Here is a 25,431-nt window from a genome sequence, read left to right on the forward strand (position 1 = left end):
TTTACCTTAATCATCACAGGTAACATCACTATCCGGTAAAACTCCCCCTACCAGGTATTTATCTACCGTTTCCGCTACGCACTCCGATCCTAAACCGTAAGCCGTATGGGAATAGGATTTCCAAGTCAGTAGCCGCGAGGCAGGGATTTGCCGGTGAACCGATTGCGCCATTTCATAGGGCGTGGCCGGGTCGTTGGTATTTCCCACTAGCAAAATGGGTTGCGCTCCCACAATCTTCACTTTTTCCCGTTTCGCGGTAGACTGCCACGGCCAGGCCGCGAGCGCATACTCTCCATACGCCATGGAAGATCCCATCAAGGGAAAATCCCGCACCAGTTTTTGCCCGCGCTGATCCCACTCTTTTTGAGTACCTTCCACCGGGTAGTCGGCGCCGTTAATCGCAATAAAAGCATCTAAAGCATTGTTTTCAAACTTGCCGTCTGTGCCGCGTTGATTAAATAAATCAGAGATTCTCAGTAAAGGCGCGCCGTCGCCTTTCAACGCTGCTTGCAGCCCCTCTAGCAGGGAGGGATACAGAGTTTCGTAATAGAGCATCCCCACCGCTGCCCCAAAAGCTAAAGCCCCATTTAGAGGGCGGGCAGAATCATTAGTGGGAATCGGCGAGGCATCGGCGGCTTTAAAAAAACGTTGCAACCGTTTTATTCCGGCTTGCGTATCTTTCCAGGGACAATCCTTGCCTTCGCGTGCACACCAGGCAGCAAAGTTACCAAACGCCGCCTCGAAACCTTTGGCTTGCGCCAGCGAAACCTCCCCATAGGAGTAAGACCCATCCAAAATCCCGTCTAATACCAGGCGTCCCACATTCTTAGGAAATAATTGCGCATAGATAGTACCCAGAAAAGAACCATAGGAATAGCCCAAGTAAGATAGTTTCTTATCTCCGAGGACGGCCCGCAAAATATCTAAATCCCGCGCGGCAGAAACGGTGTCTAGATACCGTGCCAAGTCGGCGTTCTTTTCCTGACAGCGCTGGGCAAACTCTTTCATATCGGCAATGGAACGCTCCCGGCCCGCGGCCGTACCCAGATCGAGGCTTTCAGCTAGGGACTCATCCTTTTGCGCATCCGTGGTGCACTCTAGCGGGTGCGAGCGAGAAACTCCGCGCGGATCAAACCCGACCACGTCAAAAGAAGAAAATACCTGCTTCGAAAACATATCTTCCGAATTTTTTAACAGGTTTACTCCCGATCCGCCCGGCCCTCCCGGATTGATCAGCAGGCTCCCTAAGCGTTTTCCACTAGCCCGGCTGCGCGCCAGCGCCAACTCAATATCTTCCTTCTGGGTGTCGCTATAGTCCAAAGGTACTTTCACCCGCGCACATTGATAATCCCTAAAGTCGCTTTCCTCGCAGGGTACCCAGGAAACATTTTGCTGATAGTAGCTTTCCAGCCCGGCGGGAATGACAGCCTCACCGCCATCTAAAGAATTAGTTTCCGAGGACGTGGAAGGGGACACCCGGGTATCAGATTTGGAGCCAACGCTACAGGCTGACAGCACCAAGCAACCGGCAAAAACCATTGCTACCAGCATTGACAGTTTGTGTTTAATCATAAACTACTGCCTCAAATCCATCATCATTGCTTCCATCGTAAGTAGCGGCGTCACATTTGCTGCTAGGCGCCGCCTGGCGGTGCGAATCGCGTCCATGCGCTGTACGGTACGCTGGGGCTCAGAGCCTTTTGCCAATCTCGTAATCGCCTCCGTTAGGTCAACATTAATTAGCGGCACTTTAGCCCCGCTTTGCAGCAGATAAACATCGCGATAAAAACCTAGAAGATTCAGCAGTACCCGGTCGAGGCTGTCACGCAGATAGCGGGTGGAACGCCGTTTTTGATCTGCTTTTAGGGCGGTTTCCTGGGCTTTTAGGGCAGGCGGCAGTCGCGACCCCTCCTGGTCATATCCCAAAGCGCGTCGCAACTGCGTCAGTTCCTGCTGGTCTTTTTCTTCCGCCCGTTTACTAGCATCCGCTTTCGCTGCCTCCACCAATTTTTGCGCTAGCAGCGCGGCCTCGCCCACGCTGGAAGTAGTGGTAGCAGACAGTAAAATTTTTCGGCGCCGCTCCAGTTCCTCCGGATCGCGAGCTAAAGATTTCGCCACCCCAATATGGGATTGAGACAGCGCCGCTGCCTGGCGGGCAGTTTCGGGAGCGATCCCCTGTTTTTCAATCAGCAACTGCGCCACTTCTTGAACGCTGGGAGTAACCAGGCTGACGTGGCGGCAGCGCGAACGAATCGTAGGTAACACATCACCGGGTTGGGTAGTGCACAGTAGCCACACGGTACGCGGGGGCGGTTCCTCAATCGCTTTCAGCAACAGATTGGAGGTGCGCTCGACCATCCGATCGGCGTCCTCCATCAGTATCACTCGCCATTTTCCTCCGGCAGGCGCCTGCTGTGCCAGGGTCACCAGGGAAGATATCTCCTCCATTTTGATAATGAGGCGTTCGGTGGTCACCACTTTCACGTCCGGATGGGTATTTTTAAGCACGCGTTTACACTCGGGACACTGTCCGCACCCCGGGGTTTGCGGATCTTCACATTGCAAAGCGGCCGCGAAAGCGAGCGCCGCTACCGACCGCCCCGCACCGGGAGGACCGGTCACCAACCAGGCATGTGACATTTGCCTGGTTAAAGCCGAATCCTCTGTCTGGTCCTCATTTGCCTGCCGGAGGGCACGCGCGGAGTGTGCGGCAGTCTCAAAAATCTTTACCGCCGCTTTTTGTCCGACGATCTGATCCCAAACGCTCATAACTGCTGCAACCCGGTCTGGTGATTGCTTGTTGGCTCAGTTACTTGCGCAAGGTCGGCAACGGGTTTTTTCACCAGCGCCTCTGTTAGCTGCTGGTCACGGCCAGCCTGCATTTTCGCCCTCGCCGCAAAAGCCGCGCTAACTAGCGATAACACTTGCTGATGAATCTCTTCTACCCCACAGGTAGCATCTAGCACCTTTATCCGCTGCCGATCGCGCTCGGCAATCTGTAAGAAGGCTTGCCGCACCGCTTGGTGAAAAGCCAGGCCAGCCGACTCCATCCGGTCAGGGCACTCTGTTCGCCGCGCCACTAGCACCTCTGGATCACCATCAAGCAATATCGTTAGGTCAGGCAGGAGATTATTGGTTGCCCACCGGGAGATTTCCTCAATCTTTTCTAGCCCTAGACCCCGTCCTATTCCCTGATAAGCCAGCGAAGAATCCAAGTAACGATCAGATACTACTACCTCGCCCGCCTGCAGGCTCGGTTTGATTATCGTCTGCGCATGCCAAGCCCGATCAGCGGCATAAAGTAGCGCCTCAGTGTGGGGGTCGAGGTCTTCGCCATGCATCACTTCTCGGCGTAACCTTTGCCCCAACAAGGTGCCGCCCGGTTCAAAAGTAGCGATCGCAGCTGCCCCGCGTGCCGCTAACGCCTGCATTAACAGTTTCACCTGAGTAGATTTCCCGGTATAGTCCCCTCCTTCGAAGGAGATAAAGAAACCTGGATAGGGCGTGGCGGCATTCATGTGCTTAGCTTACCGAACTTGGTGAGCATAACGCTCTGCCTCCGGTGATAAAACGGGCATTAGCTCGACAAAACCTATCTAAGCGACTGGAAACCTCTAGGTTCCTTAAGCAGACTGGCTTTCCCACCAGGCCAGCAGCCGCTCACGCGCCGCCTCTTTGCCAATCTCGCCCTCTTCTAGTCGCAAATTCAACAGATATCTATAAGCTTTCCCCACCTGAGGACCCGGCTTTAGCTGCAGGATTTGCATAATTTCTTCCCCATCTAGTTCGGGGCGGATCCGCGACAGCTCCTCTTTTTCGGCCAGCTGCGCGATTCGTTTCTCCAGGTCATCATAGGCGTGTTCTAGACGCGCCGCGCGGCGGCGATTCCGGGTCGTACAATCGGCGCGAGTCAGACGATGCAGACGAGTCAGCATCGGCCCAGCATCGGCCACGTAGCGGCGCACCGCCGAATCACTCCAAGCCTGCTCCCCATAGCCGTGAAACCGCAGGTGCAAAGCAACTAACTGGGTTACATCTTTGATAGTTTGTTTATCAAAGTGGAGGGCGTGCATCCGTTTACGGGTAAGTTTCGCTCCCACGATCTCGTGATGATGGAAAGATACCGTCCCATCTTTTTCGAAACGGCGGGTAGCCGGTTTGCCCACGTCATGCAGGAGGGCGGCGAAACGCAAAATGAAATCGGGACGCGGCACCTCTCCCTCCGGGCCGGTCTCTAAAGCTATTGCCTGGTCAACTACGGTCAAGGTGTGTTCGTAGACATCTTTGTGGCGGCCGTGTTCATCTACGGTGGCGCGCAAATTCGCCACTTCTGGTAGCACCATCGCCGCCAGCCCGGTATACACCATTAGTTCTAGGCCTTTGCGCGGATTTTTACCCACCATCAAGGCTTCCAGTTCAGAGCGCACCCGCTCGGGGGAAACAATCTCGAGGCGGCTCGCCATATTTTCCATCGCCGCCATCACCGGCATAGTCACGTCCAGGTCAAGCTGGGAGGCAAACCGGGCAGCTCGCATCATTCGCAAGGGGTCATCATCGAATGACTGTTCGGGGGAAACGGGGGTGCGTAACTGGCCGGCAACTAAGTCGGCTATTCCTTGGTGGGGATCCACCAAGGTTAAATCCGGCAGGCGCAGCGCCATTGCGTTAACTGTAAAATCTCGGCGCGTCAGGTCGCCCTCTAAAGTATCCCCAAACTGTACTGCCGGTTTCCGACTATCTTTTTGATATTTATCGCTGCGATAGGTGGTTACTTCTACGGTTAAACCTGCTTTATGGGCGCCGATAGTGCCGAACTCTTTACCCATCGTCCACACGTTTCCCGCCCAGTCTTTCAAAATCTGTTCGGTTTCGTCTGGACGCGCTGAAGTGGCCAAGTCCCAATCGTGAGGTTTGCGGCCACACATCGCGTCCCGTACTGGCCCACCTACCAGGGAAAGTTCTTCGCCTTTGGCGGTAAATAGTTCCGCAAGTTCTAAAATCACTGCCGGCAGCTTAGAAAGCGCCTGCAGCATATTCGCGAGGGCGGCGGCCGCATTTTCCGGCAACTGTACCTCGCTAGCGTTCAGGCCAGCAGGATCATTAGCTAACTTTAGATTCTTATTCATTGTTTACAGATTGCCAGAAAGCCTAGCCGTCTTCCAAGTGGCAAGCTGTTAGCCCCTACTAAGAGCGCAAGGTAGCATTAAAGATATGTCCGTTCGCAATTCGTATCGTCGTCGCCGCCGCGCCAAGTCGCGCCGCGCTGCCTCGCTACCAATTGTGGACGAGACTTCTGCTGGCGGTTTGGTGGTAAAAGTTGAAGACCGCCAGGCTTTCGTGGCTTTAATCGCCCGTCGTAACCGCAATGGCGATATCGAATGGTGCCTGCCTAAAGGTCATTTGGAACCGGGCGAAACTGCGCAAGAAGCCGCGCGGAGAGAGATTTTTGAAGAAACCGGGATCAAAGGAAAAGTGATTGTCCCTCTGATCTCTATCGACTATTGGTTCGCGGGAGCGGGCAGGCGGATCCATAAAGTGGTACACCATTATCTTTTAGAGGCTACGGGCGGCACGATTACCGTCGATAATGATCCTGACCATGAAGCGGAGGCCGCCGCTTGGGTTCCCCTGGATATGGTCTCCAAAGTGCTGGTTTACCCAAATGAACGCAAAGTGGTAGCCACTGCCCTGGAACTATTAGAAATAGAGGACTAGGGTGACTATCTCACGTCTGAGGGGCAGAGTGTTCGGGGTGGTAGTTACCGTGCTACTCACCCTTTGCTGCACCTTTAATCCCGGTAGCCCCCCGGTAGCTAAAGCAGCCCCGCAATCGCCAGCACCGCAGCTGACTGCGGTCATTACTGCGATTAGCCCCGATACCCTGTCCTATAAAGAGGATGAGCAGGCGCGGCCAGAAAAAGTTACGGTGACCGGAACCGTTAGCAACCACACCGCTGCCCCTGTAAATAATGTATTAGTCCAGGTGTCCACTACTTCCAGATTGGGAGGGGATGCCGAGACTATTCGCACCTGGGTTAAAGGGGAATCCGATAGGGGGATGGGAGTTTTACGCCTTCAGCAAAGTAAAACCTTAACACAGGTGCCAGCGAAAAAAACTGTAAAGTTTGCAATAGAGATACCTGCGAGCACCCTGCCTGCCCTAAATAAAGACAGTTTAGGGAGTCTGGGGGTTCAAGCTAGCGTTTCCGCTAGCAAGGTGAAAAGAAAGAATACCCGAGGTGACCGCTCCCTGCTGTTGTATGCACCGGAAACTGAATCACCGGCAAAAAGTTCCCTGGCGATCATAGCTCCCCTTTCGGCCTCTTCCCCCGAAATCGCCAAATGGTTGACCAGGAAGGGGATAGGCAGTGAGGCTACTGCCAGTACCCAGACATCTAATCTAGTCGCCGAGCCATTGAAAAGCGTGGACGCTAATGCAAAACTCTTGAGCAACCTGTCAACTACCGGAATAACTTGGGTGGTTGATCCTGCCCTATTACACGCTAACTCTCCCCTTTTAACCGGTAGTTTTGCTCCTTTACCGGAAAAACCGGCCCCTTTAAGTCTTGACCCAGTCATGCTTGACGCTCTGAAAGCTGCGCAAGCTAAAGGCGCTAGTGTCTCACTTGATTTATGGGGCGCACCCGACCTAGTGCAATTAGATAAAAATGCGCTGGCTAAAGCCGCGGAAGGAAACCGGCAACTGGGAGCATTACTGGAAAACGAGCTAACCCTAGCTCCCAGCACCATTTTTTTGGCCAATCCCCACTGGGCTGGCCGTACCGATACTATCTGTACCAATTCCGAAAACCGATTGAGCGAGGGTTGCGTCCTAGTTACCGGCGGAGATCAGCTGCCCCTAACTCAAGGCTACAACTATCAACCAGACCTGCTAGGGCAAGCTAAAACCGGGGATCAAACCCGTCAATTCCTGGCAGATCATGGGACTTTATCGGCACTTTTGGCTTCTTCTTCTACCGAGGACGCTTTCACTAATACCCAGGTAGCTCGCGCCATGCTGGCCGCAATCGCCAGCGAACGTCCCTCACAACCACGGCTCATTAACGCAGTTCTACCTAATGGAGCCCTAGATTCTGCGGTAACCCAACAGCGCATAAGCAAGATTCTTAGCGACTCGTGGGTTAAAGGTACCGCTTTACCGCAAGCGCTCGGCGCCGACCCTACCTCGGTAACTTTAGGTACCAATCCCAAAATCCAGAATCTGGCACCAGATACTCCCGGAGCTTTAGGAGTCGCCGGGAGTTCTTTCCATAGCGCCACCAAATCGCTAAATACTGCCCGCGAGCGCGTCGTGCCGTCCTTAGAGCAGATAGCTCCGGATCACCAGCGCATTACTGCTCCCCTATATCAGCAGCTTTTGCTTTCCACTTCCCGAGCAATGACTAGTGCGGAACGTAACCAGGCGATTACTAATGCGGGAAGTGAGCTAGATCTTTTGGCGCGGGCGGTACAAATTCAGACTTCTTCCCAAATAAATCTGATTGCCAGTAGTTCCCAAATCCCGATTAAGGTGTTAAATCGACTCCCAGTTGAGGTGAACGTACGCTTAAAGCTACAGCCAACTGATTCGCGTCTGCGAGCCGACTCCACAGTAGCGGTGAGCTTAGCTCCCAAGGGATCAAGAACCGTAAAGATTCCAATTACTGCGGTGCGTAACGGTAACGTCCGGGTGAAAGTAGCGATCTTACCGCAGACCGGTAATCTAGTTCTTGATCAACAACAGCAAATTGACCTGCGGATTCGCACCGGGTGGGAGGATAGGATTTTTCTTGGTTTTATCTTTAGTGCGGCAGCGATCTTTATAGTTGGTTTGATTGTTAATTTCCGCCGGGGCACCCGGATGGAACAAGAATAAAGCGAAGGAGGAGGCAGTGAGCAGCGAGGACGAAAAAGCCGACCAGGAAATCAAGGGCATCAAGAAAATTAATGTGGCTCGTGCCTCGGGAATCATGCTAGCTGGAACCATGGTTTCCCGGCTACTGGGTTTTGTGCGGGCTGCCCTGCTAATTGCGCTTATCGGTTCGATTGGTGCTAATGATGCCTTCCAGGCCGCTAATAGCCTTCCCAATATTATTTATAATCTGCTAGCTTCCTCTATTCTTTCCGCGGTGTTGGTTCCCCAGATTGTGCGGGCCTTGCAACGCAAAAACTCTGATGAGTTTATTAATCGGCTGCTTACCTTATTTACTACCGGACTGGCGCTGTTAACTTTGGTATGCGTAGCCCTGGCTCCAGTATTCGTTACTTTATTTGCGGCGAAACTGGATCCGGGATGGAAACAGCTGGCGATTACTTTTTCTTATTGGTCCTTGCCCCAGGTGTTCTTCTACGGTCTTTATTCCCTGTGGGGACAATTCCTCAACGCTAAAGGCTCTTTCGGCCCCTATATGTGGGCACCGGTAGTAAACAACGTGGTGGGGATTGCAGGAATTTTTATTTTCTGGCGGGTACTAGGTACCGAAACCGATTGGGCTACAGACCCCAGCGTGTGGACCGGGGAACCGGTTGTTTTATTGGCCGGTATTTCCACGTTAGGAATCGTGGTGCAAGCCCTGATTTTACTGATTCCGCTGCGCCGCACCGGTTTTAAAATGCGTCCAGTATGGGGTATTCGGGGCTATGGCTTAGGAGAAGTATCTCGCACTGCCATCTGGGCTTTTTCAGCTTTGTGTGTAGCCCAACTAGGTTTTTTGGCAATCTCTAATATTGCGGCCGCAGCTAACGGTTACGCCTCCAAACATCAGGTAACTATCGCCACCACTACGGCTTACAACACTGCCTTTACGGTATACATGATTCCGCAATCAATGATTGTGACTTCGGTAGTTACCGCCATGTTTACCTCTATGAGCGCCATGGTGGCCGTCGGACAGCTCTCTCGTCTGCGCACCCAATTCCTTAACACCCAGCAGGGGGTTTCTTTAATCACTTGCCTGTGTTCGGTACTAATTGTGGTTTTGGCGCTGCCAATTATGCAGTTCATCATGCCTACTACCCCGATCGCTTCTGTGCAGGCCTTTGCACAAGTGTTGGCAGTAATGGCTTTGGGGATTCCTTTCCTGGGATTCTTTAACCTTTCCCAGCGGCTAATTTTGGCTTTTGCCGATGCCCGCAGTACTTTCCTGGTACAAATTCCGATGACTATTTGTACCCTAATTGTTTGTGGTTTAACGGTGCTGCTGCTACCAGTCAAATATTGGGTAATGGGAGCCTCCGCCGGTATGCAACTGTCCTACCTGGTGGGATCGGCACTTACGATTTGGCATTTGCACAAGAAACATCTGCCTTTAAAGTTTACTGCTCAATTGAGTCGTTCACTGGTGACTATTATCCTAGCGACTCTCGGTGCCGGCTGTGCAGGTTGGTTGATTTTGCATTACTGGGGACCTTTGGCTGGTTCCCCCAGCGATTCGGCTCTGATGCATATGATGGGGGCATTGGCCAGGGTACTGGTGGTAACCCTAGTAATGACGGTGCTGTACCTCGGTCTGCTATTAGTCTGGCGCTGTCCTGCGCTTTCCCTTTTGGCGACGCCTATCTGGGCCAAGCTGAGCAAAGGGCGTCCTCTGCCGCAAATACTAACCTATGTTCCCAGCGAGGCTCAGCTGACATCTAACTCACAGTCCCCAGAGGGCGTCAGCGAGCAAGAGGCGATAAACTCTAGGGAAGATGATCCCAGTCTCGCAACCTTAGGGGAGGACGAACCCGCGCAAACCCAGGTTAAGGCGGCAATACAACCCAGCGAAACCGGAAATGATTCCTATGTGCAGCCTCAAAATGAATTAAGCAAGGAAGATGAGGATCAAGTGGCCAGTGAACATCTTGAACCCGAGGTGACAGCTATCAGCTATAACGCCGACGGTTACGTTAACCTGCAACCCGGTATGACTTTGCATTTCCCCGGTCAGGAACGCTTTTCGGTGCTTAGCCTCAACCAGCGTCTGGCGGGAGAATTCTTGCCGGAAAAGGATGCCTGGGTCGTTAGTGATGAAGCCGGTAAACCTGCCGAGCTGCTGGTACTGCAGGGCATGCGGGAAAAAACCCGCGAATATTATGCGCAACTGCAGCAAGTTAAGGCTCCAGGTTTCCAGGACTTTATTTGGATTTCCTCTGATCCCGTGGATGCGGTGTTATTGCAGGCCACCCCGGATCTACCGCTGAGTGAGATTGTAGGTTCCGGTATGCCGGCACCGGTAATCCACTCTTTGATTTCGCAGGTGAGCGCAGGATTATCTCAACTTCATGAGGCAGGCTTAGCGCATGGGGCTATCGATCCCGCCCATATCTTGGTGTCAGCTACCGGAGAAGTGATTATTCGCCTAGACGTAGCCGATCAAAACGCATCCGCTGATTTAACGGCGGCGCAAACTAAAGACGGACAGCGGGTTTTAGAACTGCTCTATTTCTTGACTAGCGGTAATCGTGACCAGTTCTCGAAAGCAAAATCTGGCGAAAAACTGCTTCCGCCTTCTGAATTCCATCACGGAACCGATGTGGATTTAGATGCGGTTGCCCTGGCGGGGGCAGCGATGCCTTCTCCGCGCCTATGCCAGGCTATCTGGGAGCAACTGGGAACGGGCGAACTAGACCCGGTAGCTAACTGGTTAGCCGACCGGGAAAATCTAAGAGAAACTGACGGGGAAAAGTCACCGCAGGTAAGCGCGCCTACTCCAGAAGATCCTTCAGCGTTTGCGGACGCACCAGCAGCTTCCGATAATGGGGATACTCCTGAGGATAATAATTTGACTGCGGAAATCTTCCCAGTCGAGGAAGAAACCAGTGATCCCAGCGAGCAAGACAGCTCGCCCTCACCCCAAGTGAGCGCTTCCCAAACTAGCGGTGAGCAAGAAGACAGTGCTCGAAGCGATAGTGAGGACGTATCCTTGCCGGGTACTTCCAGTACAGACACCATCCCCGCTGCTACTGGCAGCGACAATGGCGGGGAAAAGAATTTAGAGGAAAAACCCCGGGACAAAACTTTAGCTATGGAGGCTGCTGCTTCTGCTCGGGCTATAAAACCGGTATTACCTCCCGCAGCTAAAATCCCAGGACACCGCAACCAGCCCTATCAGGAATCTGCAAGGACCCAGGCAATCCCGCTAACCGAGATGCAGGAAATGAACCTTAACCCGCAGGAAGAAAAGGCAGGTGCTGGCGCGTGGGTGCCGCAAGCGGTAAGTTCACAGCAAGCCCGTCAGGGATCCCGTCCGCAACCGCCAAACTTCTTGGGTCGCCTAGGTTCCGGTAAATCAGCGAACTCGGTGGGACATATACCTACGCTAGCTACTTTAGATTCAAAAATGAAAACCCCCGGAGAGCTGGGCTTAGGCGCCGAGCAAAGTGCTCAAAAATCCTCACCCAAGAAACCGAAGTTTTCTAAGAATCCGAAAAAAGCAGCCAAACAGAAAGCGAAACTAGCAGAAAAAATTAATAAGGACGCTCAAAAAGCTGCTCGCCAAGCTGAACGGCGCCGGCAGCGGGAACAGCACCGGCAAGACCGAATTTCCCAGCTATCGCCTAAAGACTTAGAGCCAGTGAACGTCAGTCAGCGGTTGATTGTTTCTAGCCTGGTGGGGATGGCAATAGTACTAGTTCTTTCGGTGATGGTGTTAGCGTTTTGGCCTCGTCACACCCCGCCGGTAGCCAAACCAACTACCTCTCAAACCCAAACCCAAAAAGTTGCCCCTAAACCAGCACCGGTAACTAAACCTGCCGAAATCGCCGGCGTGGCTTCTATCGATGCGGAAGGAAATGACACCGAACATCCTGAACTCGCTGACCGCATGATTGATGGTGATGAAAATACTTGGTGGCGTTCGCGCTTCTTCCGCAACCCGAAGCTAGGGGATCGCAGCGGTTTTGGGGTGATAGTAACTTTCAAGGAACAGGCTAGTGTTTCGGAGATTAAGTTAAAAACCAATGCCAAAGGCGGAAAAATCGAGGTGCGTTCTCTACCGGAGTCTGGCCTACCGCGAGACGGTAAAGTCCTAGCTACTGGTACTTTCTCCGATACGGTTAGCTTAAAACTTAACCCTAAAGCTAATACCCAGGCACTGATCTTGTGGTTCCCGGAACTTCCCCTTGATAACACTGGCAATAACCGGGCAACCATTTCTGAAATCGCGGTTTCCTAGTCAGCCCTGCCTGTCCGGTTTCGCTCACTGCGTTAACTAGTTGCACGCCGAGCTTTTTACCTGGGAAAATAGCTTTTACAATAACGGTTAAGACCCTGATATAGGAGGTTCCATGTCGGTACGCGACATTATCATTATTGGTTCCGGACCGGCCGGCTACACGGCAGCGATCTACACTGCCCGTGCGGGGCTTAACCCTCTACTAATCGCCGGGGAAGTAACTGCCGGTGGCGCCCTCATGAATACCACCGAGGTAGAGAACTTTCCCGGTTTTCCCGAGGGGATTCAAGGCCCAGATTTAATGGCGAATATGCTTGCTCAGGCCGAGCGCTTCGGATGCGAGGTTCTTTACGAGGACGCCCTAGAAGTTTCTCTTGCCGGGGAAGAGAAAAAAGTAGTCACCTCGGAAGGAGAATATCTGGCGCGCCGCGTGATTTTGTCTATGGGTTCGGAATACCGCAAACTTAACGTGCCCGGAGAAGTCGAACTATCGGGACGAGGAGTCTCCTATTGCGCCACCTGTGATGGTTTCTTCTTCAAAGACCAACACCTGGCAGTGGTAGGCGGGGGAGACTCCGCGATGGAAGAGGCGCTGTTCTTAACCAAATTCGCCAAGAAGGTGACGGTGATTCACCGCCGCGACCAATTGCGAGCCTCCCAGATTATGGCTGAACGGGCTGCGGCTAACCCGAAGATTGATTTCGCTTGGAACAGTACTGTTGCCCAGATTAATGGGGAAAACAAAGTTGAATCGTTGACTTTAAAGTCAACGGTAGACGGTAAAGAAAGCACCTTGGACGCCACCGGAGTCTTCGTGGCGATCGGTCACGAACCGCGCTCGCAGCTAGTAAACGGGCAAGTGGATTTGGACGAGGCCGGATATGTGCGGGTTAATGAACCGGGAACCGCCACTAACCTGAAAGGCGTGTTCGCCTGCGGAGACCTGGTTGATCACACTTATCGCCAAGCGATTACTGCCGCGGGGTCAGGGTGCCGAGCCGCCCTGGATGCCGAACGTTCCCTAGCCGACTAAGAACTGATTTTTACCATATTTAGAGAGGAAAATACGAGATGAGTAAACCGTTAGAAGTAACCGAAAATAACTTTGACCAGGAAGTATTGAAAGCAGAAACCCCGGTTTTGGTAGATTTTTGGGCGCCTTGGTGTGGGCCTTGCCGCCAAATGGGACCGATAGTAGACGAGGTAGCCACCGAGGTTGCCGGGAAAGCTAAAGTCGTCAAAGTCAATATTGATGAAAACCCCCAGTTGGCCGCCAAATACGGGATTAACTCTATCCCCATGTTTATGGTGTTCAACCGCGGCGAGATTACTCGCGGCATCCTGGGAGCTAATCCCAAGCGGGAACTCCTAGGTCCGCTGCAGCAAGAAATCGACAAGTAGCGTTTCGTCTCTGCCCGCTTCCCCGAGGCTGTCTGCTTTTGCGAGTGCTAGTAGAGGTAGGAGTTTTCCTTAGCGCATTGCAGTGCGCCTTATACTGAATAAGTGCGAAGTCTAAAGCGATTTTTAATAGTAGTGGTCGTACTGGTGCTCCTCCTCGGAGTGCTGGATCGGGTTACTTGCTGGTGGGCAGAAAATGAGGGGACTGGGGTTCTAGAGAAGCGGGGGGCAGAAAATGCCACCGTTGAAGTTAATGACTTACCTTTCTTAACTTCTCTGATCGCCGGCAGTATTAACCAGGTGGACGTGACTATTCCTCGCCTAGATGTTGCCGCAGAAGGTGGCGCCATCCCAATAACCGCGGTTCGCGCCCAGATCGATCAGCTAGACCTGACCGCCAGCCGGTTAAATATCGATAAAATCGGTCAATTGCGTGCTGAAGGCAATCTCAGCCAAGAGGCTTTTGCCCAGTTAGTGGCAAAGAAGGCGCCGGGCGTAAAAGTAAAACTGGATGCCGGCAAACTAGCTTTTACTACCCAAAAGTGGGGACAAGAAATCCTAGCTACGGGACAGCTCTCTCTAGCTGGCGGGGCAGATGGTTTGACCCCCACCCTGATAGTCAAACCCACCGCCCTTAAAACTGAGCTACCCCGCTACCTGCGGGCTCGCCTGAATCTGCCGGAATTTTTACCCGCGATCAACATTCCGATCACAGGCTTGCCCGCCAATCTACAGCTGAGCGCAGTAGAGATTAAATCCGATCACCTCAAATTCGAGCTGACCGGGAAGAATATCCCACTACAAAAGAAATCTATCTCCTGATTTTGGTTTTGCCGGTTAATCTCAGGGGGGATTAACCGGCTCTTACCTGCAAATGTGAAAACGGGGCGGGGTCGAAGTAGAAAGTACCTACTTCGACCCCGCCCCTGGCTTTCGGGTATGGAAACCCTATTTTAGGAACCGGGTTACAGGCTGCGCACGATCTCTTCGACCGAGGCTTTCGCGTCACCAAAGAGCATATCGGTGTTGTCGTTAAAGAACAGCGGATTTTGTACCCCGGCATAACCGGGGTTCATCGAACGCTTAAACACCACTACCTGGCGGGCTTTCCACACTTCCAGTACCGGCATTCCCGCAATTGGGCTACCCGGTTTAGTGGCATCGGGATTAACGGTATCGTTTGCCCCAATCACCAGAACTACATCAGTATCGGGGAAGTCGTCGTTAATCTCATCCATTTCTAGCACCACATCATAGGGTACTTTAGCTTCTGCCAGCAGCACGTTCATATGTCCGGGCATCCGTCCCGCTACCGGGTGAATCCCGAAACGCACGTTTACTCCCGCCTCGCGCAGCTTGGCAGTCAGATCCGCTACCGGGAATTGGGCTTGCGCCTGCGCCATCCCGTAACCGGGGGTAATAATCACGCTGGAGGCATCCTTTAACGCCTGCGCGACCTCGGCCGCACTGGTTTCGGTGTAGTCACCATAGTCGGTGTCTGCCCCTTTAGCCGGTCCGCCGTCAGAGCCGAAACCTCCCAAAATCACGGAAACGAACGAGCGGTTCATCGCTTTGCACATGATGTAGGACAGGTAGGCACCAGAAGAGCCCACCAGGGCACCCGCGATAATCAGCATATTGTTACCCAACATGAAGCCCGCGGCAGCCGCTGCCCAACCAGAGTATGAGTTAAGCATCGAAACCACGACTGGCATATCGCCACCGCCGATCGCGGCCACCAGGTGCAGCCCCAGTACCAGGGCAATCACGGTCATCACGATGATGGCTACCCACTGCATCCAAGTCAAGGTCATAGTGGTAGCGCTCAGGTGTGAACCCCGTACCATTACCCCGATGAGCACGATTGACACGATAATGGCGATCGCGTTCAGCCAGTTACGTCCCGGCAAGGTAAGGGGCGCACCCTTAATCTTCCCCGACAGTTTCAGGTAGGCAACGATAGAGCCGGTGAAGGTAACGGCACCAATAAAGATGCCCACTCCTACTTCACCTAGGTGGAACCCTAGGGTGGCCGGATTAATCGCAGTCGCCGCATCGGCTCCTGCCTTATTGAACTCCCAAGGCATATGGATGAAGGTATTAAAGCCCACCAGCACTGCCGCTAAACCTACAAAGGAGTGTAGCATGGCTACCAGTTCCGGCATGCCGGTCATGGGAATAGTTTTGGCGCGCCACAGTCCGATAATTGCGCCGGCAATCATCGCTACTGCAATCAGCAGCGCAGTTACCAAGGTTGATTGATAGCCGGGAGCCCCCGCGTTATATAGCGCCACCGCGATAGTAGCGACTACCGCCACCAGCATTCCGATTGCCCCGAAACGGTTACCCCGCAGGGCGGTCTCATTTTTTGATAAACCCGCGAGCGCCAAAATGAACAACAGTGCCGCAATCAGATAGGCAATGTTTTGTCCTCGGCTAATCCAAAATTCGCTAGTTGTCGCACTGGCAACCAGGGTGGGGGCTGCCGCAGATAGAAGGTTACTCATTTCTTACTTCTCCTCCCCCCGGAACATGGTCAGCATTCGGTGGGTTACCGAGAAGCCGCCAAATATGTTGATCGAAGCCACCAAGATTGCTAAGAAACTCAGCACGGACACGATTGGTTTTGCACTTCCTACCTGCAATATTGCGCCCACTAGAATAATTCCGGAAATGGCGTTGGTTTCACTCATTAACGGAGTGTGGAGCGAGTGGGTAACGGCAGTAATCACATAGAAGCCCACCACAATCGCCAGCATCAAAATGAAGTAGTAAGGGATCAACGGCTTGGGGGTGGCGGCAATCAAGGCCAGCCCTAAAACTATCCCTACCGCTGCCCACAACAATCGTTTACGTTTCTTTGCAGCCGCCTCTTCAGCTTTCTGGCGGGCGTTAGCCGCTGCTTCCTCTACCGATTCCGTCTTGGCGGGGGCAGCCGGAGCCGCGTGCACTTGAATAGGGGGCGGGGGGAACATATTTTCTCCGCCCTTGGCGACCGTAATCCCGCGGACTACTTCGTCTTCCATATCGAGGACGTAGTTGCCGTCTTTTTCCGGAGTGATCAGCTTAAACAGGTTAACAATATTTTGTCCATAAAGCTGTGAGGACTGTCCAGGTAACCTACCAGCCAGGTCGGTGTAGCCAATAATGGTCACCCCGTTTTCGGTAACTACTTTTTCGCCCGGTCGGGTCAGTTCGCAGTTACCGCCGCCAGCTGCGGCCATATCCACGATGACTGAACCGGGCGCCATGGCCGCTACTGCCTCTTTGGTGATTAACAGCGGCGAGCGGCGACCGGGAATATTCGCGGTGGTGATCACGATGTCATTTGCAGCTGCCTGCTCGGTGTAGAGCTTGGTGGCAGCATCCGCTTGATCCGCGCTCATTTCTTTGGCGTAACCATCATCGGATTTTTCTTGCGCGATCGGAATGGGCACAAAGGTTGCCCCTACCGATTCTGCTTGCTCGGCAGTTTCACTGCGCACGTCAGTGGCGCTAACCTGGGCTCCCATCGAGTTGGCGGTGCCAATAGCAGCAAGGCCGGCTACCCCGACGCCGATCACATAGACCTTGGCGGGCGGGATTTTTCCAGCGGCAGTCACCTGACCGGTAAAGAGGCGGCCGAAACTTTCTGCGGCCTCGATAACGGCGCGATAGCCAGACACATTCGACATCGAGGAGAGCACATCCATGGACTGCGCCCGAGAGATTCTAGGAACCGTATCCATCGCAAATCCGGTAATGCCTCGCTCTACCAGGGCATCTACCGTCTCAGGGTGACGACCTGGCGCCATCCGGGCGATTAGGAGCGCTCCGGGTTTAACCAGATTCAGGTAGTCAGTGGGGGGCGTATCTAAGACGGTGACAATATCGGCCTGCCAGGCGGCCTGAGTGTCCACGATTTGCGCTCCGGCTTGCGAATACTGCTCATCCAGGTAGGCGGCCTTTTCGCCCGCTCCCTGCTCGACCAGGACTTCATATCCCAGTTTGATGAGTTTTTTTACCGTATCCGGAGTGGCGGCGACCAAGGTTTGGTCTGGCGTGGGCTCTTTGGGAACTCCAATTCGCACAGTTACTCCTTATAGTTTTGGCTTTTTAAATACCAATATTTATCCACTATTTTACTGGTGGATAGCTTATTTTTAGCTTACGCGGCACCTAGTAGGCGCGCACTCTAAGTCCAGCTAATAGGATGTTACCCGCCGCGGGGGCAGATAAAAACTATTTTTCCGGCGTGGCCTGCTTAGACTCAGGTCCAGATCCTTCCAATCCCAAGCGTTCTCTGTCGGGTTGCTCTAGCAGTTCACCCCGGCGGATAGTTAAGTCTTTAGGGGCGCTAATCCCCAGTCTCACCGAATCTTTATGCGACTCCACCACGGTGATTACTACCTGGTCTCCGACCACGATCTCTTCTCCGCGTCTGCGGGTTAGTACTAGCATCCTTGCCTGCCTCCTAGATGGTGATTAATAATGTTCTGAATCTGGAGGAATCTCCCCTTCTACAGATTCCAGGATATCTTCTGGGTTATCTAAATCTTCGCTTTCCCTTTTCTCAGACTGCGTGCTAATCGCAGCTTCTGAGCGGGCTAGCTGATCAGCCAGTTTGTCCGGGGTTTGTTCCTGCCCCAGATAGGTGGTCTCAAGTGAGTCTAGGTGGGGGTGCTTTTCGCGCTCAGAGGAAGCGGCAGTCTTTTCCAGATTTTCTTGCCACCTTTGGCCACGTTCGCGCAGTACCTGGGAGTAAGAGACCCGCTTTGCCCCGCGTACCCGGTGTATTAACACGTCTAGGTCGCGATTTATCTGGTCATTTTCCCACCGGGATTTTTCTGCCAGGAGGGCGCGAGTATCAGCGAGTAGAGCTTCCAACTCTTGATCGCTGGGCACCTGTCGCTCCCGATAGGTCATGGCGCTTCCTCCTGTTATTTATTCTTGGTTGTCATTGTAGATTAAGCCCGCTGGCTGTGGAGAGGAACTGGTTTTTATGCTGGACATCCCGGTTTATCGGGCACCCAAAACATTCTGGTTTCTAAGGTGTATTTTCCGGGACAGCCATTGACTATTATTGCCTGAACCAGGGCGCGACCCTAAACTTGAATGCACTGGTAGTTTTTTAAAAGAAGTTAATTTAACGATTTGCTAAGAGAGTCGGGAGAAAAATGTCGTCCCCAAATTATCCCTATCCGCCCAGTAACCTACCGCAGGGAAATCCGCAACCGGGGTTATCCCCCGTAACCTACCCCGTACCTGGCGGTAATGGACTTAATGGCCAATATCCCTATTCCCCTGCCGGATATCCAGCAGGCATGCCCGCCCCCCAAGCGGGTACCGATCTTTCTTGGCTGGGTAACAGCGTGAAGCGAAACCGGATTTGGTTTATCCCCGGTGCGCTGTTCTTTGTTTTGGTGGGATATATCGTGCTTGCGGTCTCTAGGGGGGAATCACTTGCGGCCACATGCACCGGTTTATTGTTCTTAACTTTGGGGCAGGCGCTGCTAGTTGCTTTCATCTTGGCAACCACCAAGCGAGTAGGCGGCTTCACCTACGCCACTGCCTGGGTAGCAACTGGGGTAATCACCGCAGGATGGGCTTGCTTACTGATTAATTTTGTCCTCGCAGTTTCTCAAAGCGGATCCTATTTCTCCACCACCTTCTTAGTTTTCTCAGTGTTATTCGTCCTAGTACTACTCGTGGGGATGATTGCCGGATCGGTACTAGCTAGTAAACCGAGTGAACCTATCACCCCGGCACCGGCGCTTCTAATCAGTCTGTTCTTATTATTGGCAGCCACCACTACCCCGGTGGTTCACGCGGTGGGCATGATTTTATTGATCGCGGCTGTCGCCTGTGCGGTGATTAAGCCACGTGCAGCCTACTTTGTAGCCTTGGCGATAAGCGGAACTTTGGGACTTGCCAATTTCATTATTGGCTTAGCCTCCCCAGCTGCGAGTTGTTTCTTGGGATTAAATGAGGACTACCACGGAGTCAGCTTGTATGGAGTACTCTTCAACGAAAACGGGCAACTAGAAAAAGTTAGTTGGATTTACTGGATTATCGGCGGCCTAACTTGGGTATTTTCCGCGGTAGTACTGGCCGCTTGCATTTTAGCCATCTACCAGACCATTGCGAAAAAACCAGTCACCGACTTAACCGCAGCCTTTAAGAACCAGTCGCAGCCGGGCTCGTATCCGGGGTATTACCAACCGGGACAATACCCTGTCTACCCCTACCCCCAGCAGCCCTACTATGGAGGGCAAGTACCACCGGCAGGTCAAAGCGGACAACCCCAACCCTACCCGCAGTTCCCGGTGCCCCCAACGCAGTCATTTATGCCCCCTAACTCGGCTCCTACTTCGCAGCCACCACTTAATCACTAAGGTATTGAAAGGGGTCTATGCTCCCATATTTCACAGTCAACTTACCTATTCAGCCCCTAATGGAGCATTCCTTTATGGCGCTGGTAGGTGCGGTCGCCCTGATTGTGGTGGCCGCGCTGCTGGTGGTATGGACCCTGGTTTTTTATCAAAGTGCTTCCCGCTCCCCGATCCTGACTTTTAGCGGACGCCGGCAAGAGAGTTTATGCCACCTACTTATTACTTACCGTCAGCGACTGGATTCTCTGGGGGCTGATCCCCGTTACCTAGCTTTAGATAGTAGCGCTCGCCAAGTCGTCCTCGGAAAAATCCTAGGAAATCTCAGCAAGCAGTATTACCGCACCGCCGGTTGGGGTAACTATCACCCGCAACAACTACTGGCTACTGACTGGCCAGAGCTGGCTGCCCTGGTTTCGATGCTGTCTCATCCCGAACAATTCCCCGAACAAACTCCCAGGGGAGGACGCGCCCAAGTTTCTCCCAGCGACACCGCTGCCTTAAGTACCGCCATTTCCCAGATTAGCTATCGCAGCCAACTCCACGCCCACGCTCTAAATACCCGCCAAGATCTGGTGATCAAACCTCCTCGCAGATCCCGGTTTTGGATAGTGCCCGTAACGTTAACCGTGCTCTGCCTGCTGGTGGTTTCGGGGCTACAAACCCACAGTTGGGCACTAGAACAACAGGCGGTACGCGCAGACCGGCAGGGGGATCCTTCCTTGGCGCAAGATCTGCGTCTACGCCAAGCCGACTCCCGCCTACTAGCCGATCGGTGGCTGGTGAACTACAACCTAGGAACCACCTATCTAAACACCGGCGACCTACAAAATGCTAATAAATACTTATCTCGCGCTAGTAAGAAAATGCCCTTCATCCTGGAAACCAAGATGACTGAACCCCAGGCAGTATTGGCGGGCTGCCAGGTGAACTACAACCTAGCGTTAGTGACGATTAAAACCAGTGAGGAAGTCGAAACCACCGATGTTTTAACCCAAGCTTCTCGCCTACTGGTTTACTGTAATCAGGAAGCTTTAAAAACTCGCCAAAAATACTGGAAACTGGAGAGAGATACTCCCGCTACTAGTAAGGTATCTGCCAGTTTGCAGCGGGTAGCAAAAGATAGTGATTCCCTAATAGAGCAGATCAAAAAACAAGGTGGCAGCGATTTTGGAATACCGCAAGCTTCCTGGTTGGAAGATTTTGCTTCCTAAAACCGGGATTTGTCCGTATTTTACGAAGCTAGAGGGGGTTTTCCAGCCGCGGGCAGTTCTTTCCCTAACTATCAAAACAATAGTTACCCAAAAACCGTACACAGCTGCCAGTGCCGAAGATAGTTAGCTCCCGATTTAAAATCTTCAGCTGATTTGGCTGAACTTTAGAGCCAGAACCCTCACAATTGAAACTATGAAACGGATGAAGCACTTTTGGTGGGGAAAACACCCCGGCTTCATCGTGATTATCTGGTTGCTAACCGTAACTCTCGCGATCGTCGCAGTATTTTCGGGTTTTGGGGGAAAACCACTATTTGAAAGGCTAATTACCCCCCAGCCTTCCAGCCCTGCTTCGGAATCAGCCGTGGGTAAGAAGCTGTATGAGCAAGCCCAAGGCGATACCTATCCGGTAACGGCAGTAGTTGAAATACCGGATTTAGAAAAACATGCTGATCAGATTGCAAAAATGCTGCGCCCGCTACACGCCGATCTGTTAAAAGTGCCTAAGGTAAAACAGATCGCAGATCCTTTTATCGCCTTTGATCCTCAGCTGCCCGCCGGGAAAAAAGCCCAAGAACAAATCGATCAAGCATTAGCGCAGGCTTTAGCGCAAGGTAGAACCCAGGCAGAGGAGGTCGCAAGAGCTAAGGGCGCCAGCGGCCAGCAACTAGAAAAAGCCAGACAGCGTGCCGAAAGGGAAGTTAAAAAAGCTTTCATCAGTCAGCTACCCCCGGCTTGGGAGACTATACAGTCCAGTGAACTGGGGCAGATGATTGCTGAGGACGGGAAAACTTTCCTGATCAACGTGCAGCTAGCTGCCAGCGGCTATGACCAAGTTGACCCGGATGCACGCGACCAGGTAGCCCGGATTTTAGAGGAACTACCTGCTTATTTTTCCGGTTCTAACGTTACTGCCAGCGTTAATGTCGTCGATAATATTGGTTTGCAAAATGCTGCTAACGGGCAAGTCAAAGCCGATATGTTACGCGGGGAAGGAATCTCGATTCCGATTTCTCTGCTGATCATGGCCATCGTTTTCGGGGGAATGCTAGCTGCTTTACTGCCGCTACTGGGAGCCGGGGCGGCCATTGGAATCACCTTAATGCTAATCCTGGCACTAACCTATCTGATTACCGTGGAGTCATTCGTAGTCAATATTGTTTCTTTCCTCGGTCTGGGATTATCGATTGACTACGGGTTATTAATCGTTTCTCGCTACCGCCATGAACTGCATAAACGCGGTCTTCATGGCCAGGAAGATACCTTCATTTTTTACCCTCGCGTGCTTCAAATATTAGTTGCTCCGCGCCGGGCAGGCAATCAGAAAACCTCTATCGCTACTCGCAAAGATTACCGCACCCAACTCCTTAATGCCCGCAAACCCTATCTGGAAGCTCTAGATAAAACTATGGACACTGCCGGTGCCACGGTTTTCTTTTCGGCTCTAATTGTTTCCCTCGCGATCTTGGGGCTGTGTATCTTCCCGTTACCATTACTGCGACTAATGGGTATAGGCGGAGTAGCAGTAACCATGCTGGCAATGATTTCTAATATGACGTTTTTGCCTGCCCTGATGATGCTGTTTGGACCGAGCCTGGCTTCTCCCTCAAACTTTTCCCATTGGATGAACTGGGTGCGCCGCCATCTGCTGCGCCGTTCCCGCGAGCGCAGCGAAGACGATCCTTCCCCGGTTTTTCGCTCCATATCAACTTTCGTGACTCGCCGTCCCTGGCCAGTGCTGGTAGTGGTGACCCTGGTGTTAGTGGTGATGTCACTTCCCCTCTACCAGATGCAAATGCGTTCCTCTGCGGTGGAATCTATGCCCCGATCAATCCCGCAAATCGGGGCCTTATGGGATATGTGGGAGCGTTTCCCTGACTCGGCTAATCCGCAAATCCGTCTGGTAGCTAAAACCACCCCGCAAAAGTTGCAGACTTGGGCAGAAGAAAAAGTGCAACCGCTATCCCACGTGAAACGAATTCGTCCCGCCGAAGACCTAATAATTGACGGCGAACAGTACGCTTCCCTGGATGTTTACACTAAAGAAAAAGATGCTTTCGCCGCGCAGGTGAAGCAAGAAATGCAAGAGGTACGCCAGTTACCTGCGCCCTTTAAAATTTGGGTGACTGGGGAAGCTGCCCTCCAAACTGATTTCCAAGACACTCTCTACGAATATGCTCCCTACGTTTTTCTGGCAGTCGCCCTAACTACCTATTTAATGTTGTTCCTGATGACCGGGGCGCTGCTGTTACCGCTACAAGCCTTGGTGTTAAACATGGTTTCCTTAATGTCTTCCTTAGGGGTGGCCGTATGGGTGTTCCAATATGGTCACGGAGAGAAACTGTTAGGTTTCACTTCTCTAGGCGCGGTGGAATCTTATGTAGTAGCAATCGTGTTCTGCTTCGGTTTTGGCTTATCAATGGATTATGAAATGTTTTTAGTATCCAGGGTGAAAGAAATCTGGGATGAAACCGCAGATAACAAACGTGCAGTGCGGGAAGGACTCACCCATTCGGCCTCTACGATTACTTCCGCAGCATTAATTTTGTTAGTGGTATTTCTCGGCTTTACCACCGGAGGTATCCAAGCCATAAAACAGATCGGATTTACGTTAGCGGTGGCGGTAGCGCTTGACGCTACTTTAGTGCGCATGGGACTGGTACCCGCCATTATGGCGATCTGCGGGAAAGCTAACTGGTGGGCTCCCAAATGGCTACGCTCTTTCCACTCCCGTCTGCCTCTTCCCGGGCACTAGGGCGGGTCGAGGACGAGCAGGCGAGACCCCCAGAAACCTTTACTCGCGGGCGGGATTGCCGAACTTTGACAAACGCCCGAGGAAGGTTAGGGGAATGGTTGCGGTCGGACCGTTACGGTGTTTAGCAACAATCACATCTGCCTCCCCGGGACGATCTTCCTGATTATAGACCTCGGGGCGATTTAGCAGCATCACCACATCCGCATCTTGTTCCAAAGAACCAGATTCTCGCAGGTCAGCAAGCATTGGTTTATGTTCGATTCTCTGTTCGGGGCCACGGTTTAGCTGGGCTACCGCCACCACTGGGATTTCAAGTTCTTTAGCTAGTAGTTTTAAAGAGCGAGAAAACTCGGCTACTTCTTGTTGCCGCGACTCTACCCGCTTGCCGGAACTCATCAACTGTAGATAGTCCACCACTACTAGTTTTAAATCATTTTGCTGCTTGAGGCGGCGACATTTTGAACGTATCTCCGGCATGGTCATATTCGGAGAATCATCGATATATAGCGGAGCCTGGGAACAGCGAGACAGTACCTGCGCTATTTTTGTCCAATCCGCGTCCTCTAAATCCCCCGAGCTGAGTCGAGACATTGACACCCCTGATTCGGCGGAAATCATGCGCCGGGAAATCTCGGTCCCGTCCATTTCGAGACTGAAAATAACGGAAGTCTGTTCGTGATGAATGGCGGCGTTTCTACAAAAATCCAGAGCCAAGGTAGATTTACCCATTGCCGGGCGAGCGGCCACGATTATCAACTGCCCGGGGTGCAAGCCATGGGTAAGGTTGTCTAATTGATAAAAACCGGTGGGAACCCCGGAAGACATGCCCCCATTTTTTTGTAGTTCTTGCAGTTCAGTTACAGTTTCATCTAAAAATTCGGTGATCGGGCGGTAGTCCTCGCTATCGCCGCGTTCACTAACCGCATAGATTTCACTTTGTGCCTGGTTTATCAGCTCATCTACGTCGCCGCCATCGTCAGCGTAACCTAGTTGCACCACCCGGGTGCCCGCCTGCACCAGGGAACGCAGCTGCGCCCTCTCCCGCACGATCCGGGCATAATATCCCGCGTTTGCGGCGGTAGGAACCCCGGAGATGAGTTGATGTAAATAGGGGGCGCCCCCGATTCTCTCCAAGTCACCGCGACGCTTTAATTGCCCAGCTACGGTCACCGCATCTACCGGTTCCCCGCGACCGAATAGATCCAAGATTACTTCGTGGATGGTCTGATGCACCGGGCGATAGTAGTCTTCTCCCCTGATCGTCATGGTGACATCCGCAATCGCATCTTTGGAGAGCATCATCGCTCCCAATACGGATTGTTCAGCGGCAATATCTTGCGGAGGCGTTCGATCAAAATCTGCCATCGCTACCTCCTGGAAAGAATTTCAAAACTCTTTGATTGTCCCACATCCCGCAGCTATAACCAGAAAAGCCCCTGTTGAAAACTCTTAAAATTTAGTGCAGACAGTGTTAATAACCTGTGGAAATAGCGGGCGAATATGTGGGTAGTGAGTAACCCCAAGTTTATAAACCAGTTACA

The 25,431-nt window shown here is 52.6% G+C and carries 18 protein-coding genes; 9 read left to right on the plus strand and 9 right to left on the minus strand.

Annotated elements, in window-relative coordinates; all coding sequences use genetic code 11:
- Nucleotides 1-6 precede the first annotated feature (6 nt).
- From E6072_RS00510 to E6072_RS00525, 4 genes are all read right to left on the minus strand, one after another.
- Nucleotides 7-1,572, minus strand: coding sequence for an alpha/beta hydrolase (locus E6072_RS00510; protein ID WP_316693053.1), 1,566 nt, complete (start codon nt 1,570-1,572; stop codon nt 7-9).
- Nucleotides 1,573-1,575: 3 nt separating this feature from the next.
- Nucleotides 1,576-2,769 (minus strand): DNA polymerase III subunit delta', encoded by a 1,194-nt coding sequence (locus tag E6072_RS00515; protein ID WP_316693054.1) that lies wholly within the window; start codon nt 2,767-2,769, stop codon nt 1,576-1,578.
- Nucleotides 2,766-3,518 carry a dTMP kinase gene (gene tmk, locus E6072_RS00520; RefSeq protein ID WP_316693055.1) on the minus strand — a complete coding sequence of 251 codons (753 nt, stop codon included), beginning with the start codon at nt 3,516-3,518 and terminating at the stop codon, nt 2,766-2,768. The genes E6072_RS00515 and tmk overlap by 4 nt, the downstream gene beginning before the upstream one ends.
- A 105-nt stretch (nt 3,519-3,623) precedes the next feature.
- Complete coding sequence (locus E6072_RS00525; protein WP_316693328.1) at nt 3,624-5,033, minus strand: CCA tRNA nucleotidyltransferase; 1,410 nt, start codon at nt 5,031-5,033, stop codon at nt 3,624-3,626.
- A gap of 178 nt (nt 5,034-5,211) precedes the next feature.
- Here E6072_RS00525 and E6072_RS00530 point away from each other — a divergent pair, with 178 nt between their 5' ends.
- From E6072_RS00530 to E6072_RS00555, 6 genes are all read left to right on the plus strand, one after another.
- On the plus strand, nt 5,212-5,715 hold the full coding sequence (locus tag E6072_RS00530) for an NUDIX hydrolase (RefSeq protein ID WP_316693056.1): 504 nt from the start codon (nt 5,212-5,214) through the stop codon (nt 5,713-5,715).
- Nucleotide 5,716: 1 nt separating this feature from the next.
- Nucleotides 5,717-7,876, plus strand: a complete 2,160-nt coding sequence (locus E6072_RS00535; protein ID WP_316693057.1) for a DUF6049 family protein — start codon at nt 5,717-5,719, stop codon at nt 7,874-7,876.
- 16 nt (nt 7,877-7,892) lie between these two features.
- A complete protein-coding gene (locus E6072_RS00540) occupies nt 7,893-12,155 on the plus strand; it encodes a lipid II flippase MurJ (RefSeq protein ID WP_316693059.1) in 4,263 nt (1,420 codons plus the stop codon).
- A gap of 112 nt (nt 12,156-12,267) precedes the next feature.
- The gene (gene trxB / locus E6072_RS00545) at nt 12,268-13,188 is read left to right on the plus strand and encodes a thioredoxin-disulfide reductase (RefSeq protein WP_316693061.1); all 921 of its coding nucleotides are present in this window, start codon (nt 12,268-12,270) and stop codon (nt 13,186-13,188) included.
- Nucleotides 13,189-13,226: 38 nt separating this feature from the next.
- Nucleotides 13,227-13,556: a thioredoxin gene (trxA, locus tag E6072_RS00550; protein WP_316693062.1), complete on the plus strand. Its 330-nt coding sequence runs from the start codon at nt 13,227-13,229 to the stop codon at nt 13,554-13,556.
- A 102-nt stretch (nt 13,557-13,658) separates the two neighbouring features.
- On the plus strand, nt 13,659-14,375 hold the full coding sequence (locus E6072_RS00555; RefSeq protein WP_316693064.1) for a DUF2993 domain-containing protein: 717 nt from the start codon (nt 13,659-13,661) through the stop codon (nt 14,373-14,375).
- A 143-nt stretch (nt 14,376-14,518) separates the two neighbouring features.
- Here the strand turns inward: E6072_RS00555 and pntB are convergent, their stop codons facing one another.
- The 4 genes from pntB to E6072_RS00575 all read right to left on the minus strand — a co-directional run bounded on the left by pntB (nt 14,519) and on the right by E6072_RS00575 (nt 18,458).
- On the minus strand, nt 14,519-16,060 hold the full coding sequence (gene pntB, locus E6072_RS00560) for a Re/Si-specific NAD(P)(+) transhydrogenase subunit beta (RefSeq protein ID WP_316693067.1): 1,542 nt from the start codon (nt 16,058-16,060) through the stop codon (nt 14,519-14,521).
- A 3-nt stretch (nt 16,061-16,063) separates the two neighbouring features.
- Nucleotides 16,064-17,623, minus strand: coding sequence for a Re/Si-specific NAD(P)(+) transhydrogenase subunit alpha (locus tag E6072_RS00565; RefSeq protein ID WP_316693069.1), 1,560 nt, complete (start codon nt 17,621-17,623; stop codon nt 16,064-16,066).
- A gap of 151 nt (nt 17,624-17,774) precedes the next feature.
- Nucleotides 17,775-17,993: a carbon storage regulator gene (locus E6072_RS00570; RefSeq protein ID WP_316693071.1), complete on the minus strand. Its 219-nt coding sequence runs from the start codon at nt 17,991-17,993 to the stop codon at nt 17,775-17,777.
- A 24-nt stretch (nt 17,994-18,017) separates the two neighbouring features.
- The gene (locus tag E6072_RS00575; protein ID WP_316693073.1) at nt 18,018-18,458 is read right to left on the minus strand and encodes a hypothetical protein; all 441 of its coding nucleotides are present in this window, start codon (nt 18,456-18,458) and stop codon (nt 18,018-18,020) included.
- Nucleotides 18,459-18,709: 251 nt separating this feature from the next.
- On the opposite strand from E6072_RS00575, the gene E6072_RS00580 reads away from it, so the two are divergent.
- The 3 genes from E6072_RS00580 (at nt 18,710) to E6072_RS00590 (ending at nt 23,890) form a co-directional block, all read left to right on the plus strand.
- Nucleotides 18,710-19,927 (plus strand): hypothetical protein, encoded by a 1,218-nt coding sequence (locus E6072_RS00580; RefSeq protein ID WP_316693074.1) that lies wholly within the window; start codon nt 18,710-18,712, stop codon nt 19,925-19,927.
- Nucleotides 19,928-19,986: 59 nt separating this feature from the next.
- Nucleotides 19,987-21,135: a hypothetical protein gene (locus tag E6072_RS00585; protein WP_316693075.1), complete on the plus strand. Its 1,149-nt coding sequence runs from the start codon at nt 19,987-19,989 to the stop codon at nt 21,133-21,135.
- Between the two features lie 193 nt (nt 21,136-21,328).
- The gene (locus E6072_RS00590) at nt 21,329-23,890 is read left to right on the plus strand and encodes an MMPL family transporter (RefSeq protein WP_316693076.1); all 2,562 of its coding nucleotides are present in this window, start codon (nt 21,329-21,331) and stop codon (nt 23,888-23,890) included.
- Nucleotides 23,891-23,929: 39 nt separating this feature from the next.
- Here the strand turns inward: E6072_RS00590 and dnaB are convergent, their stop codons facing one another.
- Nucleotides 23,930-25,255 carry a replicative DNA helicase gene (gene dnaB / locus E6072_RS00595; protein ID WP_316693077.1) on the minus strand — a complete coding sequence of 442 codons (1,326 nt, stop codon included), beginning with the start codon at nt 25,253-25,255 and terminating at the stop codon, nt 23,930-23,932.
- Between the last annotated feature and the right edge of the window lie 176 nt (nt 25,256-25,431).

This window comes from Varibaculum cambriense (assembly GCF_032557235.1).
Lineage (GTDB): Bacteria > Actinomycetota > Actinomycetes > Actinomycetales > Actinomycetaceae > Varibaculum > Varibaculum cambriense_C.